13 protein-coding genes are annotated in these 13,648 nt (G+C 61.4%); 9 read left to right on the plus strand and 4 right to left on the minus strand.

Annotated features, from left to right (window positions below; genetic code table 11):
- Positions 1-2: 2 nt before the first annotated feature.
- A complete protein-coding gene (locus NKJ55_RS04860) occupies positions 3-680 on the minus strand; it encodes a DsbA family oxidoreductase (RefSeq protein WP_352448906.1) in 678 nt (225 codons plus the stop codon).
- Between the two features lie 23 nt (positions 681-703).
- The gene (locus NKJ55_RS04865; RefSeq protein WP_502904455.1) at positions 704-2,491 is read right to left on the minus strand and encodes an extracellular solute-binding protein; all 1,788 of its coding nucleotides are present in this window, start codon (positions 2,489-2,491) and stop codon (positions 704-706) included.
- Positions 2,492-2,755: 264 nt separating this feature from the next.
- Between NKJ55_RS04865 and NKJ55_RS04870 the strand changes: the two genes are divergently transcribed.
- Positions 2,756-3,385, plus strand: coding sequence for an invasion associated locus B family protein (locus NKJ55_RS04870; RefSeq protein WP_352448908.1), 630 nt, complete (start codon positions 2,756-2,758; stop codon positions 3,383-3,385).
- A gap of 123 nt (positions 3,386-3,508) precedes the next feature.
- Here NKJ55_RS04870 and hspQ read toward each other — a convergent pair whose 3' ends face one another.
- Together hspQ and NKJ55_RS04880 are read right to left on the minus strand one after the other, a co-directional pair.
- Positions 3,509-3,832 carry a heat shock protein HspQ gene (gene hspQ, locus NKJ55_RS04875; protein WP_352448909.1) on the minus strand — a complete coding sequence of 108 codons (324 nt, stop codon included), beginning with the start codon at positions 3,830-3,832 and terminating at the stop codon, positions 3,509-3,511.
- Between the two features lie 221 nt (positions 3,833-4,053).
- Positions 4,054-5,262, minus strand: a complete 1,209-nt coding sequence (locus NKJ55_RS04880) for a UbiH/UbiF family hydroxylase (RefSeq protein ID WP_352448910.1) — start codon at positions 5,260-5,262, stop codon at positions 4,054-4,056.
- A gap of 103 nt (positions 5,263-5,365) precedes the next feature.
- Here NKJ55_RS04880 and NKJ55_RS04885 point away from each other — a divergent pair, with 103 nt between their 5' ends.
- The 8 genes from NKJ55_RS04885 (at position 5,366) to NKJ55_RS04920 (ending at position 13,641) form a co-directional block, all read left to right on the plus strand.
- Complete coding sequence (locus tag NKJ55_RS04885; RefSeq protein WP_352448911.1) at positions 5,366-6,262, plus strand: DUF2182 domain-containing protein; 897 nt, start codon at positions 5,366-5,368, stop codon at positions 6,260-6,262.
- A 13-nt stretch (positions 6,263-6,275) separates the two neighbouring features.
- Positions 6,276-6,890 (plus strand): DUF1326 domain-containing protein, encoded by a 615-nt coding sequence (locus NKJ55_RS04890; protein ID WP_352448912.1) that lies wholly within the window; start codon positions 6,276-6,278, stop codon positions 6,888-6,890.
- 35 nt (positions 6,891-6,925) lie between these two features.
- The gene (gene pcsA, locus NKJ55_RS04895; protein WP_502894951.1) at positions 6,926-7,702 is read left to right on the plus strand and encodes a phosphatidylcholine synthase; all 777 of its coding nucleotides are present in this window, start codon (positions 6,926-6,928) and stop codon (positions 7,700-7,702) included.
- Between the two features lie 18 nt (positions 7,703-7,720).
- Positions 7,721-8,698, plus strand: coding sequence for a quinone oxidoreductase family protein (locus tag NKJ55_RS04900; RefSeq protein WP_352448914.1), 978 nt, complete (start codon positions 7,721-7,723; stop codon positions 8,696-8,698).
- A gap of 152 nt (positions 8,699-8,850) precedes the next feature.
- Positions 8,851-10,443, plus strand: a complete 1,593-nt coding sequence (locus NKJ55_RS04905) for an ABC transporter ATP-binding protein (RefSeq protein ID WP_502904454.1) — start codon at positions 8,851-8,853, stop codon at positions 10,441-10,443.
- Complete coding sequence (locus NKJ55_RS04910) at positions 10,440-11,552, plus strand: ABC transporter permease (RefSeq protein WP_352448966.1); 1,113 nt, start codon at positions 10,440-10,442, stop codon at positions 11,550-11,552. The genes NKJ55_RS04905 and NKJ55_RS04910 overlap by 4 nt, the downstream gene beginning before the upstream one ends.
- Positions 11,552-12,526, plus strand: a complete 975-nt coding sequence (locus tag NKJ55_RS04915; protein ID WP_352448916.1) for an ABC transporter permease — start codon at positions 11,552-11,554, stop codon at positions 12,524-12,526. Before NKJ55_RS04910 ends, NKJ55_RS04915 begins: the two co-directional genes overlap by 1 nt.
- Positions 12,527-12,573: 47 nt before the next feature.
- Positions 12,574-13,641: a BMP family ABC transporter substrate-binding protein gene (locus tag NKJ55_RS04920; protein ID WP_352448917.1), complete on the plus strand. Its 1,068-nt coding sequence runs from the start codon at positions 12,574-12,576 to the stop codon at positions 13,639-13,641.
- Positions 13,642-13,648: the final 7 nt, after the last annotated feature.

The raw sequence follows: 13,648 nt of genomic DNA on the forward strand, positions 1-13,648 counted from the left end.
ACTCAGTTCGCTGTTTCCAGTTCGCCGCGTGCCTTGGCCGCGGCGACCTGGCGGAGTGCATCGGCGAGCGTATCGGCGTCCTGGGCACCCATCACCGCATATTTGCCTTCAAGCAGAAAGCACGGCACACCCGATATGCCCATGCGCGAAGCGGTGGCGATTTCGGTGCGCACGGCCTCTACATCGGCGTCGGTCGGCAGAAGCGTTTCGACCACGGACGCATCCATGCCGGCCTCGCGGGCGGCTTCGATCAGCACGGCATGATCGCCGAGATTGGCGCCTTCCTCGAAATTCAGCTGGAACAGCCGGCGCACCAGCCGGTTCTGAATGGCCTCGCCGGCCGTGCCGGCCCAGCGAATGAGACGGTGCGCATCCAGCGTATTGGGCGCGACCTTGATGGCGTCGAATGCGAAGGAGATGCCTTCAGCCTCGCCCAGCGGTTCGATCCGGGCATGGATTTCGCGGATGCGATGCTCGCTGCCGAATTTCGCCACCATATAGTCGCGGCGGTTCTTGCCTTCGGGCGGGATTGTTGGGTCGAGTTGGAAGGGCCGCCAGCGTATGTGAACGTCGATATCGACGGCGGCAATCGCCTTGTCGAGCCGTTTCTGGCCGATAAAGCACCAGGGACACACGACGTCGGAGACCACATCGACGGTAATCGAGCTCTCGTCGTTCATCTTGATCTCCTGTTGTGAAGAGGTCACTTCGGTTTGCGCCACCAGGTCGGCAACTGATAACCGTATATGGGCGTCTTTTGCGGATGTTCCAGATAGTTCCAATAAGCGAGCCATTGCTGGTTGTTGTGCTGCGTCGGCACCATGTAATTGCCGGAGATCAGCAGCCGGTCGAGAACGCGGACGGCCGCTACATAGTCCTCCTTCGAACGAGCTCTCAGCATCGCCTCGATCGCCGCATCCACTGCGGGGTCGGCGACACCCGCCAGGTTGAACGAGCCTTCGGCCTTGGCGGCAGCGGATCCCCAGCGCCCGGTTTGCTCGATACCGGGCGACAGCGAGTTGTTGAAACCGGTCGAGCCGACCAGCACCTCGAAATCGAAACGCTGCTTGCGCGACTGGATCTGATCACCGTCGAGGCTGCGGATGCCGACATCGATGCCGAGCTTCTCAAGGGTGCGCTGATAGATAGCGGCAAGTCGCTCTTCGTCCTGCGAGGCGGTCAGGATCTCGAAACCGAACGGCTTTCCCTCGGGATCGAGCATCGCGCCGTCCTGCACCGTATAGCCCGCGCTCTTCAGCAGCTCGAATGCCGCCTTCAGCACCTTGCGGTCCTGGCCGGAGCCGTCGGTAGCGGGCGGCCTGTAGGTGCCGTCCATGACATCTGCGGGCACTCGGCCGGGGTAGGGGGCCAGCAGGGCCTTTTCCTTTTCGCTGGCCGGGTGGCCGAGCGCGGACAGCTCGGAATTCTGCCAAAAGCTCATCGTGCGCGTGTATTTGCCGCCGAACAGATTCTTGTTGGCCCATTCGAAATCGTAGAGCATGCCGAGCGCGCGCCGCACGACCGGATTGGAAAATTTCGGCAGCCGCGTGTTGAACAGGAAACCGTTGACCACCGGCGGAATGCCGGTATCGAAAGTTTCGGCGATGACCTCGCCCCTGTGGAAGGCCGGAAAATCGAGATCGCGCTCGCGTTTGACCGGGTCGCTGTCGTCGTCAATGGCGCAGATGCCTTTCTTGAACGCTTCCTGCTTGGCGTTGGCGTTGAGGAAATATTCGATGGTGATCTGGTCGTAATTGTCGAAGCCGCGCTTGGACGGCACGTCCTTGCCCCAATAGTCCGGATTGCGCTTGAACACGATGCGCTGACCGGGCACGACTTGCGCCACCGTGTAAGGCCCGCTGCCGATCACCGGCTTTAGCGTCGTCCTGTCGAAGGTGTCCTTGTTGAAGGCGTGTTTCGGGATGATCGGCGTCAGCGCAATGATCAAAGGAAATTCGCGGTCGGCCTTGTCGTTGAAGGTGAAGCGCACACTGCGGTCGCCGGTCTTTTCGAGCTTGGCAATCGCTTTCATTCGCTGGCTGTAAGGTGGGCGGCCCTTCTCGGTGAAGACGTCATAGGTAAACAACACGTCTTCCGGCGTCACCGGCTCGCCGTCCGACCATTTGGCGTTGGGATCGAGGTGGAATTCGATGCTCTTGCGCTCGGGATCCATGTCGGCGGTATCGGCGAGCAGGCCGTAGAGACTGAAGGCCTCGTCGTAGTTGCGCTGCATCAACGGCTCGAAGACAAGATTGCCAAAGGCTTGATCCATCATGCCGCGCGCGGTGGTGCGCAGGCTTCTCAGGATGAACGGATTGAGATTGTCGAAGCGGCCGACGACGCAATAGGTAATGCTGCCGCCTTTCGGCGCGTCGGGGTTGACGTAGTTGAAATGCTTATAGTCGGCCGGCAGCGCCGGCTCGCCCTGCATGGCAAGCGCGTGCTTCGGTTCCGACAGGGCCGGCTGCAGGGAAAGGCCGACAAACAACATTGCGGCGATCAGCCAAACGACAACGCGGCCCATGACCGTCTCCTTCCCGATTCGATGCGCAGCATACATGAGCCGGTCGTGCACCGGCCAACCCCTTGAGCCTATCCTTCGGCCAAGATTCGCGAGACCCGGGCTGGATTCGGCACCGCTTGCAGTGTAACACGCCGTCCGAAGTCATTCTGTTGCCTCATTTCGGCAACAGGTAGCTGGACCACACGGCATGAAAAAAGCCGGTTCCGGGATCATTTGAGAGGAATGCACGACATGACGAGCCTGAACAGCAACGCGTACCGCCTGTCGGTCATGGCCGCTGGCGTGGTCGGCATTCTGGGCGCCGGGATTCCCGCTGCTTCCGCGCAGCAGCAACAGCAGATTCCGCAAGGCTGGTTCAAGGCCTGCACCAAGCAGGAAGACGTCGACATCTGCAATGTCCAGAACATCACCACCGCCGGCAACGGCCAGCTCATCACCGGCGTCAGCCTGATCGAATTGAAGGGCAAGGTGAACCGCAAGGTGTTCCAGGTGACGGTTCCGACCGGCCGTCTCGTTCCTCCCGGCATCGGCCTCCAGATCGACGGCGGCAAGGCGCAGAAGCTCGACTATGTGATCTGTTTTCCGGATCGCTGCGTGGCGGAAGTGCCGCTGAGCGATCAGCTTGTCGCATCCTTCAAGAAGGGATCGGCGCTGACGCTCACCTCGGTCAATTTCCAGAACCAGCCGAACCCGATCAAGATTGCGCTGACCGGCTTCAGCGGCGCCTTCGACGGCCCGCCGCTGCAGCAGTCGGACATCGAGGACCGACAGAAGAAGCTCCAGGAGTTCGTCGCCAAGAACAATCAGGATTTTGCCAAGAAGCTCAAGGAAGAGCAGGAAAAGGCGAAGGCCGCCAACTGATCGACGGGTTTTCGAACCAACAAAAAAGCGGGGTTCATGCCCCGCTTTTTTCGTTTGGACCGGCTGTTTGTCGGGTCCAGCCATGTCTCAAGCCTGTCCCAGTCCAGCCAGATCCCGGCTAAGTCAATGTCTCAATTGGTACTTCGGCTCGTAGCGCCCGTCAGGCTTCTTGTCGAACATTTCACCAATCTGCGGATGCCGGACCGGTTCGCCCGACCCGTCCTCGAGTAAATTCTGCTCGGACACATAGGCGATGTATTCCGTTTCGGAATTCTCGGCGAGCAGATGATAGAAAGGCTGGTCCTTGCGCGGCCGCACGTCAGCGGGGATCGCCTCGTACCATTCGTCAGTATTGGCGAATTGCGGATCGACGTCGAAAATGACGCCGCGGAACGGAAACAGCCGGTGCCGAACCACCTGTCCGATCGAGAATTTGGCTGTCTTCATCGCACTCACCACTTGAACTTCTTGAACGCCACGCATCCTGGAACACGCAAGGAACGCTCCAGGACTTTAGATTCTTACGCACCGGTCCGGCAAAGACTGGCCCAGACCTTAAGGTCGACATCGTCATTATTTGGCGCATACGCCGCGTCAATTCAATCCCGATCCCCTTGATGCCGGGTTGAGCATCGCGAGATGCGGATCAAGGGCGGTGGCCAAGATCGCTATCGCTCAGCCGGTTTTCGCAATCCGCCAAAAAACGCCGCAAAACCGCTGCCGGGTCGAAGACCCTCACGCATGAAAAACGCCCGTAACGGCGCAAACCCCTCAAGCGCGCCAAGGCCAGCGCTGCGCACCATCTGAGCCGGCAGCATGTCGGAAAGCAACGACATGTTGAGCAGGTTGACCGCGCTGCTGCGCGCCAGAATGTCCGGCCGCCGCTTGAAATCATAGGCTGCAAGCGCCTTGGGGGCGCCCGGGTCCGAGCGGTTTCTGCTTGCGGCACCAATCAGGTCGTCGATGTCCCGGATGCCGAGATTGAGGCCCTGCGCGCCAATTGGGGGAAACACGTGGGCGGCTTCACCGACAAGTGCCACGCGGCGATGCGCAAACCGCCACGGGCTCACCGCTGAAAGGGGGTAGACCTGCCGGCCGGGCTCAACCGACACGCGGCCCAACATCGATTGCATCCGCTGTTCGACCCGCGTCGAAAGCTCGGCGTCGTCGAGTGCTGCAAGGTCCTTGGCGATATCGGGTTCGAGCACCCAGACAAGGCTGGACCGGTTGCCGGGCAGGGGAACCTGTGTGAACGGACCGGTCTCGGTGTGGAATTCGGTCGAGGTGAAGGCATGGTCGCTGCGGTGACCGAAATTGAGCACCAACGCCGCCTGCGGATAGGATCGGATCGAGGTGCGGATGCCGGCTGCCTCGCGGGCCGGCGACTGACGGCCATCGGCGGCAACTGCCAACGATGCCTCAACCTCGCTGCCGTCGGCGAGAACGGCATGGGCATGGTCGGCATCGAGGCGCCATGCCTCCACCATCGACTTTCGCCATTCGATGCCCGAATGCGCGACAGCCTCGGCTAGCGTGCGGTTGAGAACGCTGTTGGGCAAGTTCAGCCCGAATTGCTCTTCGTTGATCTCGCTGGCGCGAAAGGTCACTGTCGGGCTGCGGATCAGCCGGTTGGTTGCGTCAACGATACGCATCACCTTGAGCGGCGCTGCGTGCGGCCTGATTCCGTCGAAGATCCCTAGCCGTTCGAACATCTTCAGGGCAGGGTTCATCAAGGCTGTCGTCCGGCCGTCGGGGCCGGCTGCATCGGGTCCGACGAGCGTCACGGGAAAGCCCGCCTCGGCAAAGCCAAGCGCCGCGATCAGCCCCGCAGGGCCGCTGCCGGCGACCAGTATCCGTGCTGTTTCCCGATGGTTCAAATTCGACTTCCGGATTGCGAGGTGAGGCCCGTCCGACCTGCTGGTCCATATAGGTCAGGTGATGCGGCTTGATCAACGCGGCGATTCGGCCCATTCGGTTGCCATGACCGGCCAACAAGACGATTTCAGCCATCTCGACGGCACCGGCCGCGCGATGGCGAGCGTTGCGCGCAGCCCTCGACTGACGGTGAGCGTCGTTGCCGGCATGGGCATCGCCCTTGCCTGGCTCCTTCTCGGCGCAATGGCAGTTCGTGGTGCCGTAAGCCGGCTCCCGGGCACCGATGCACCCGGCGACACGATGCTGGGGAACCTGCCGCAGCTGCCGCTGCCGGATTTCCTTGCGCGTTTCTTCGCCCTTTGCCTGGCGCCGGCGCCGCTTCGCGCAAGCGTAGGGGCGCAAGGCGGGGCACTCACCGCGATGTGGCTGTTGATGGCCATCGCGACCATGCTGCCCTCCGCGGCGCCGATGATCCGCACCTATTGCGAGATCGCAGATACCGCCAGGATCAAGGGGGAACCCGTTGCCCATCCGTTGATCCTTGTCGCTGGATATTTGAGCGTCTGGCTTGCCGCCTCGGCAATATTCGCTGCCCTGACGCTCGCAGTCCATGCATTCGTGTCATCCGGGCAGATGCTCGATCCGCTGCTTGGAATTGCCGGAGCGGCCGCGCTGTCGATCGCTGGCCTCTATCAGTTCAGCTGGCTGAAGAAAGCCTGTCTGGAGAAGTGCAGAAATCCGTTCTCGGTCCTGTTCGCCAACTGGAGCGCCAGGCCCATTCGCATTTTCCGGCTCGGTATGGAGCAGGGCCTGTGGTGCCTTGGATGCTGCTGGGCGCTGATGCTGGTAATGTTTGCCGTCGGTGTGATGAACGTGTTCTGGATGGCGCTGATCGGCTTGTTCAGCCTGGTCGAAAAACAGACGGCAGGCAATCTGCCGACGCGGTTGGGCGGTGCGATACTGCTTGTCTGGGCAGCCGCGCTACTAGTAGTCTCGGCATGAGGGGGAGAATTCGATGACAGATCAAAACTGGGCAATGAAGGGAGAGCTCATCCTTTCCTGCAATTGCACGGTTTTTTGCCCTTGCGTTCTGTCGCTCGGCAATCATCCGCCCACGGAAGGCTATTGCCAAACCTGGGCGGGGTTCCGGATCGATGCCGGCCATTTCGGCGAGGTCGACCTGTCCGGTCTCAATCTTGGGCTGGTCATGGAAATCCCCGGTTATATGAGCCGCGGCAACTGGACGGCGGGCCTGTTCATCGACAAGCGCGCCTCGGTTTACGCTGTGAAGGGACTGACGAAGATATTCACCGGCAAGGCCGGTGGAACCACATCGCTGCTCTCCATCCTGGTCGGACAGTTCCTCGGCGCCGAGCAGGTGCCGATCACCTACGAGACGCGTGCGAAAACACGCATCTTTCAGATACCGAAGATCATCGATGGTGCGGTGACGCCAATCACCGGCAAGGATCGCGACAAGGATGCGATCATCAGCAATTCGGAATACTGGATTGCGCCGGAAATCATCGTCGCCAAATCCGACAAGAGCAAAATGCGGGCCTTTGGCCGCAACTGGAACTTTGCTGGCCGTTCGGCCGAAATCTGCAAGCTGGACTGGCGGGGCCCGTGAGCAAGAAGACGACGGCCAGGAAAATCGCCGACCGGATTCCGCGGCCGAAGAAGAAAGTCACATGGCCTCAGGCGCGGGCGTTCTCGGTCCATCTCTTGACCGCGTCGGGCTCATTCCTGGCGTTTCTGTCGCTAGTGGCAGCAAGCGAGCAGCGCTGGACGGCGATGTTCTGGTGGCTGGGGCTGGCGCTTTTCGTCGACGGCATCGACGGGCCGATCGCCAGGAAGCTCGATGTCAAGGAAATCCTGCCGACTTGGTCGGGCGAACTGCTCGACAACATCATCGACTACGTGACCTACGTGTTGATTCCGGCCTTCGCGCTCTATCAGCGCGGCTTCATGGGCGAGCGCCTGTCGTTCCTGTCGGCGGCGATCATCGTGGTGTCGAGCGCAATCTACTATGCCGATACCGGCATGAAGACGAAGGAGAATTTCTTCAAGGGCTTTCCGGTCGTCTGGAACATGGTGGTGTTCACGCTGTTCGTCATCGAGCCCGGACAATGGGTTTCTTTCGCGGTGGTCGTGGTGGCCGCCATTCTCACCTTCGTGCCGATCAATTTCATCCATCCGGTGCGGGTGAAGCGGCTGCGGCCAATCAATCTCGGCATGACGCTGCTTTGGTGCGCTTTCGGCGCGCTGGCGCTGGCGCAGGCCGCACTTGCCTCCTTCTACGACCAGATCGGCGTGCTGGGCGAGCAGGTCAGCGATTTCATCAAGTTCGGGATTACGTTCACCGGGCTTTACCTCGCCTGCATCGGCGCTATCATGCAGTTCTTCCCAAATCTCGGCGCCAAGCCGGATAAGAAAGCCTGATCCCAAGAGAGCCAGAAAATGTCCAAAGCGATCCGCATCCATGCCCATGGCGGCCCGGAGGTCCTGACCTATGAGGATGCCGATCCCGGGCAGCCGGGCTCGGGACAGATCCTGGTCAAGCATACCGCGATCGGTCTCAATTTCATCGACGTCTATTATCGCTCTGGCCTTTATCCGCCGCAGGGCGGATTTCCGCTGATCCCTGGCGGCGAGGCGGCCGGCGTGGTCTTGGATGTCGGCTCGGATGTCGACTGGCTCAAACCCGGCGATCGCATCGCCTACGCCGTGACGACCGGCGCCTATGCCGGGCAGCGCGTGATCCCCGCCGACCGCGTGGTGAAGGTGCCGGACGGCATCAGCGACGAACAGGCCGCAGCCATGATGCTAAAGGGCATGACCGCCGAATATCTGTTGCGCCGTACATTCAAGGTGAAAGCCGGCGACACGATCCTGTTTCATGCGGCGGCCGGCGGTGTCGGGCTGATCCTCGGCCAATGGGCCAAGCATCTCGGCGCGACAGTGATCGGCACGGCGAGTTCCACCGACAAGATCGAGCTCGCCAAGACGCATGGCTTCGACCACGTGATCAACTATCGCGAACAGGATTTCGTGGCCGGCGTTGCCGCTATCACCGGTGGCAAGAAATGCGACGTTGTCTACGATTCAGTCGGCAACGACACATTTCCAGCCTCGCTCGATTGCCTGCGGCCGCTCGGCACTTTCGTCAGCTTCGGTCAATCGTCTGGGCCGATCCCGCCCTTCAGCATCTCGTTGCTGGCGCAGAAGGGCTCGCTGTTCGCAACGCGGCCGACGCTGTTCGTCTATAATGCCAGGCGCGAAGACCTCGAGGTTTCCGCCGCCGCCTTGTTCGACGTGGTGCTCAGCGGCGCCGTCAAGATCAAGATAAACCAGCGTTACGCGCTCAGCGAGGCCGGCAAGGCGCATTCCGATCTCGAAGGGCGCCGGACCACCGGGACAACAATACTTATCCCTTAGGCGCCCGCCGTTTCGGGCCGCCGACGCCGCCGTTCTTGCGAACTGCTCTTTACCGCTTGAGTTTCCGCTGAAATTCTTGAAGCTCTTTCAAGTCGTGAGGCGCTTACCGTAGAGAGCAGCCCGCGCATACGATGCTTGCGGGAACACAGAACATGTCTGGCAAACCAGATGGAGGCACCGTGAGTGCAGATCAGGACGGCGCAAACTTGCTTGAGGTTCGCGGCCTCACAAAGATATTCGGCACGTTGACGGCGTGCGACCATGTCGATCTCAACATTGCCAAGGGTGAGATCCACGCGTTGCTTGGCGAGAACGGCGCCGGCAAGTCGACCCTGGTGAAAATGCTGTTTGGATCGCTGGAACCGAATTCCGGCGAGATTTTCTGGAATGGCCAGGCGGTCAGGATCACCAGCCCCGGTACCGCAAAAAAGCTCGGCATCGGCATGGTTTTCCAGCATTTTTCGCTGTTCGAAGCGCTGACGGCGGCGGAGAACATCGCGCTGTCGCTGGATGATGGCTCGCCGATCAGCACGATCGCGGCCAAGGCGAGGGCGCTCTCATACAGTTACGGCCTGCCTCTCGATCCGCTGTCGCTGGTCGGTGATCTGTCGGTCGGCGAGCGTCAGCGTATCGAAATCATCCGCTGCCTGCTGCAGACGCCGCAACTTATCATCCTCGACGAACCAACTTCGGTGCTGACGCCGCAGGAGGCCGATAAGTTGTTCGAGACGCTCGAACGGCTGCGTTCGGAAGGAAAGTCCATCCTCTACATTTCGCACCGGCTGGAAGAGGTCAAACGGATCTGCGACCGCGCCACCGTGCTGCGTCACGGCAAGGTGGTCGGCCATTGCAATCCGCGCCAGGAAACCGCATCTTCGTTGGCGCGGATGATGGTCGGCAACGAGGTGCTGGCCGTGGTGCGGGCGCCGGCCGAGGGTATCGAGACCGCGCCGGTGCTGCTTCAAATCCGCGAACTCACCCGCAAGCCGGCGACCCCGTTCTCGATCCCGCTCAGGAACATCAATCTCGACGTCCGCGCCGGCGAGGTGATCGGCATTGCCGGTGTGGCCGGCAACGGCCAGGGCGAATTCTTCGAATCCGTTTCCGGCGAGGTGCTGCAGCAGGATGCCGGCTCGGTCCGCATCCGCGGCAAGGATGCCGGCGGCCTCACCATCACCGGCAGGCGCCTGATGGGCGCTGCCTTCGTCCCGGAAGAGCGGCTCGGCCATGGCGCAGCACCGCGCATGAAGCTTTCGGAGAACCTGCTTCTGTCGCGCCACGCCACCGATGGCAAGATGTTTGTCGGCGCTGGTGGAATGGTCAAGGGCGATGCGATCCATACCGCTTCCCAGCGCATCATAAAGGCAATGGACGTGCGCAAGAGCGCGCCGGATCCGGAAGCTGCGGCTCTTTCGGGCGGCAATCTGCAGAAATTCATCGTTGGCCGCGAACTCGACCGCCGGCCGAGCGTCTTGGTGGTCAATCAGCCGACCTGGGGGGTCGACGCGGGGGCGGCGGCCCACATCCGCCAGGCGCTGATCGAACTGGCGCGCAGCGGCTCGGCGGTGCTGGTGATCAGCCAGGACCTCGACGAGCTGTTCGAGATTTCCGATGCGATCACGGTCATGCACAATGGCGAACTGTCGAAGCCGCTGCCGATAGCTGAAGCGACATTCGAGAAAATCGGGCTGCTGATGGGCGGCGCCGAACCCGGTCATGCCGAACATACGCTGGAGACGGCCTGATGCGCCTCGAACTTGTAAAACGCCCGCAGCGCTCGATGCTGTTTTCGGCACTCTCGCCTTTCATCGCTTTCGTTTTGACGATCATTGCCGGTGCCATCATGTTCGCGCTGCTCGGCGTCAACCCGTTGACCGCGTTCCGCATCTACTTCATCGAACCGATCAGCCAGGTCTGGCAGTTGCATGAGCTGGCGATCAAGGCCGCCCCCCTGATCCTGATCGCCGTCGGACTGTCGGTCTGCTACAAGGCCAACATCTGGAACATCGGCGCCGAAGGCCAGTTCATCCTGGGCGGCATTGTCGGCTCGATCATCCCCGTGCTGTTTCCGCAGTTCGAAGGCCCATTGGTGCTGCCGCTGATGCTTCTGCTCGGCATGGTCGGTGGGGCCGCCTATGCTGCAATCCCGGCACTGCTGAAGACGCGCTTCAACACCAACGAGATCCTGACCAGCCTGATGCTGGTCTATGTCGCCCAGCTCTTCCTCGATTGGCTCGTACGCGGGCCGTGGCGCGATCCGCAGGGCCATGGTTTCCCGCAGACCATCCAGTTCAACGACTCGGCGATACTGCCGGAACTCCTCCCGGAATCCGGCCGGGCAAACTGGGGATTTGTCTTCGCGCTGATCGCGGCGATACTGATCTGGATCCTGATGAGCCGTATGCTGAAAGGTTTCGAGGTCCGCGTGCTCGGCTCAAGCCCGAGGGCAGGGCGCTTCGCCGGGTTTGGCCTTAACCGCATGGTCTTCTTTGCCTTCCTGCTGTCGGGCGCACTGGCCGGACTTGCAGGGATTTCGGAGGTCTCGGGAGCCATCGGACAATTGCAGCCGGTGATCTCGCCCGGCTACGGATTTACCGCTATCATCGTGGCATTTCTCGGCCGGCTCAATCCGCTCGGCATCGTCGCCGCAGGCCTTGTGCTGGCGCTGACCTATCTGGGCGGCGAGGCAGTGCAAAGCGCGCTCGGCATCTCCGACAAGGTGGCGCGCGTGTTCCAGGGCATGCTTTTGTTCTTCGTGCTCGGCTGCGACACGCTCATCCATTACCGCATTCGCCTGACCGGCTTTTCCGCGCCGAAGCTCGAGGCAGGGCCGAAGCTGGAGGAAGCCCGCTGATGGACATCACCGTCAACATCCTCTTGACCATCGCGACGGCGGCGACGCCGCTGCTGATCGCGGCGATCGGCGAACTAGTGGTCGAACGTTCGGGTGTGCTCAATCTCGGCGTCGAAGGAATGATGATCATGGGTGCCGTCGGCGGTTTCGGCGCCGGCTATCTCACCGGCTCGCCTTGGATAGGGCTGTTGGCGGCAATCACCATGGGGGCAGTGTTCTCGCTGCTGTTCGCCGTCATGACGCTGTCGCTGGCCACCAATCAGGTGGCCACCGGCCTGTCGCTGACACTGCTCGGCCTCGGCCTTTCCGGCATGATGGGAACGAATTTTGTCGGCCAGCCCGGCGAAAGGCTGCCAAACCTCGATATTCCCGGCCTGACCGCAATCCCGGTCGTTGGCAGGCTGCTGTTCGGCCAGGATCCAATCTTCTACATCTCGATCGCGCTGACCGCCGCCGTCATGTGGTTCCTGTTCAAGACCCGCACCGGGCTCACGCTGCGCTCGATCGGCGACAGCCATGCATCCGCCCATGCGCTTGGCATCCACGTCATCCGCTACCGCTATCTCTCAGTGATTTTCGGCGGCGCTTGTGCCGGCCTCGCCGGCGGTCACCTATCGCTGGTCTACACACCGCAATGGGTGGAGAACATGACCGCCGGCCGCGGCTGGATCGCGCTGGCTCTGGTCGTCTTCGCCTCCTGGCGGCCATGGCGGGTGCTGGCCGGCGCCTATATTTTCGGCGCGATCTGGGTTGGCCAGCTTCACGTCCAAGCCATAAATCTGCAGGACTTCGTCGACGCGCCCTGGTTGCTCTACAAGTTAATTGCGTTCTTAAAATCGTTTCCCTCGCAACTGCTTTCTTCGCTGCCCTATCTGGCAACCGTCGTGGTTCTCGTTCTAATCTCGCGCAACAAGCGTTTGACGATGATGAACACGCCGGCCTCCTTGGGCCAGCCATTCGTTCCGGATCGTTGACAACAAAAAGACGGAAGCTCCAAGGCTTAACTCAGAGAGGTAACACAATGAAAAAACTGCTTATTGCCCTGATGGCGGCGACGGCCGCATTGTCGCTGGCGGCATCAGCCGAGGCGGCGGACAAGCTGAAGGCGTGCTGGGTCTACACCGGCCCGATCGGCGATTTCGGCTACTCCTACCAGCACGACCAAGGCCGCCTCGAGGTGGAAAAGGCACTCGGCGACAAGGTCGAGACCGCCTATCTCGAAAACGTCTCCGAAGGCCCCGATGCCGACCGCGCCTTCGAGCGCCTGGCGCGCGAGGGATGCAAGATCATTTTCGGCACGTCCTTCGGCTTCATGGACCCGGAAGTAAAGATCGCCAAGAAATTCCCCAAGGTGATGTTCGAGCACGCCACCGGCTACAAGACGGCCGAAAATCTCGGCATCTACAATGCGCGTTTCTACGAAGGCCGCTACGTGCTTGGCCAGATCGCCGCCAAGCAATCGAAGTCGGGCGTCGCCGGCTACATCGTTTCCTTCCCGATCCCGGAAGTGGTGATGGGCATAAATTCCTTTATGCTCGGCGCACAGTCGATCAACCCGAACTTCAAGGCGAAGATCGTGTGGGTGAACTCCTGGTTCGATCCGGGCAAGGAGGCCGATGCTGCCAAGGCATTGTTCGACCAGGGCGCCGATATCATCGTCCAGCACACCGACTCGACCGCTGCCTTGCAGGTGGCGGAGGAGCGCAAGCTGCACGGCTTCGGGCAGTCCTCCGACATGATCAAGTTCGCGCCGCACGCGCAGCTGACCGCGCTGACCGACGAGTGGGGTCCCTACTACATCAGCCGCGTCCAGGCGGCGCTCGACGGCACCTGGAAGCCCGACAATGTCTGGCTCGGCATTAAGGACGGCGCCGTCAAGCTGGCGCCGTTCACCAACATGCCCGACGACGTCAAGGCGATGGCCGAAGCCACCACCAAGAAGATCGCCGACGGCTGGAACCCCTTCACCGGGCCGATCGCCAAGCAGGACGGCACACCTTGGCTGAAGGAGGGCGAGGTCGCCGACGACGCGACGTTGCTCGGCATGAATTTCTACGTGAAGGGCGTCGACGACAAGCTGCCGCAGTAGGTGGTCG

This window comes from Mesorhizobium sp. M0106 (genome assembly GCF_040322715.1).
Taxonomy (GTDB): Bacteria; Pseudomonadota; Alphaproteobacteria; order Rhizobiales; family Rhizobiaceae; genus Mesorhizobium.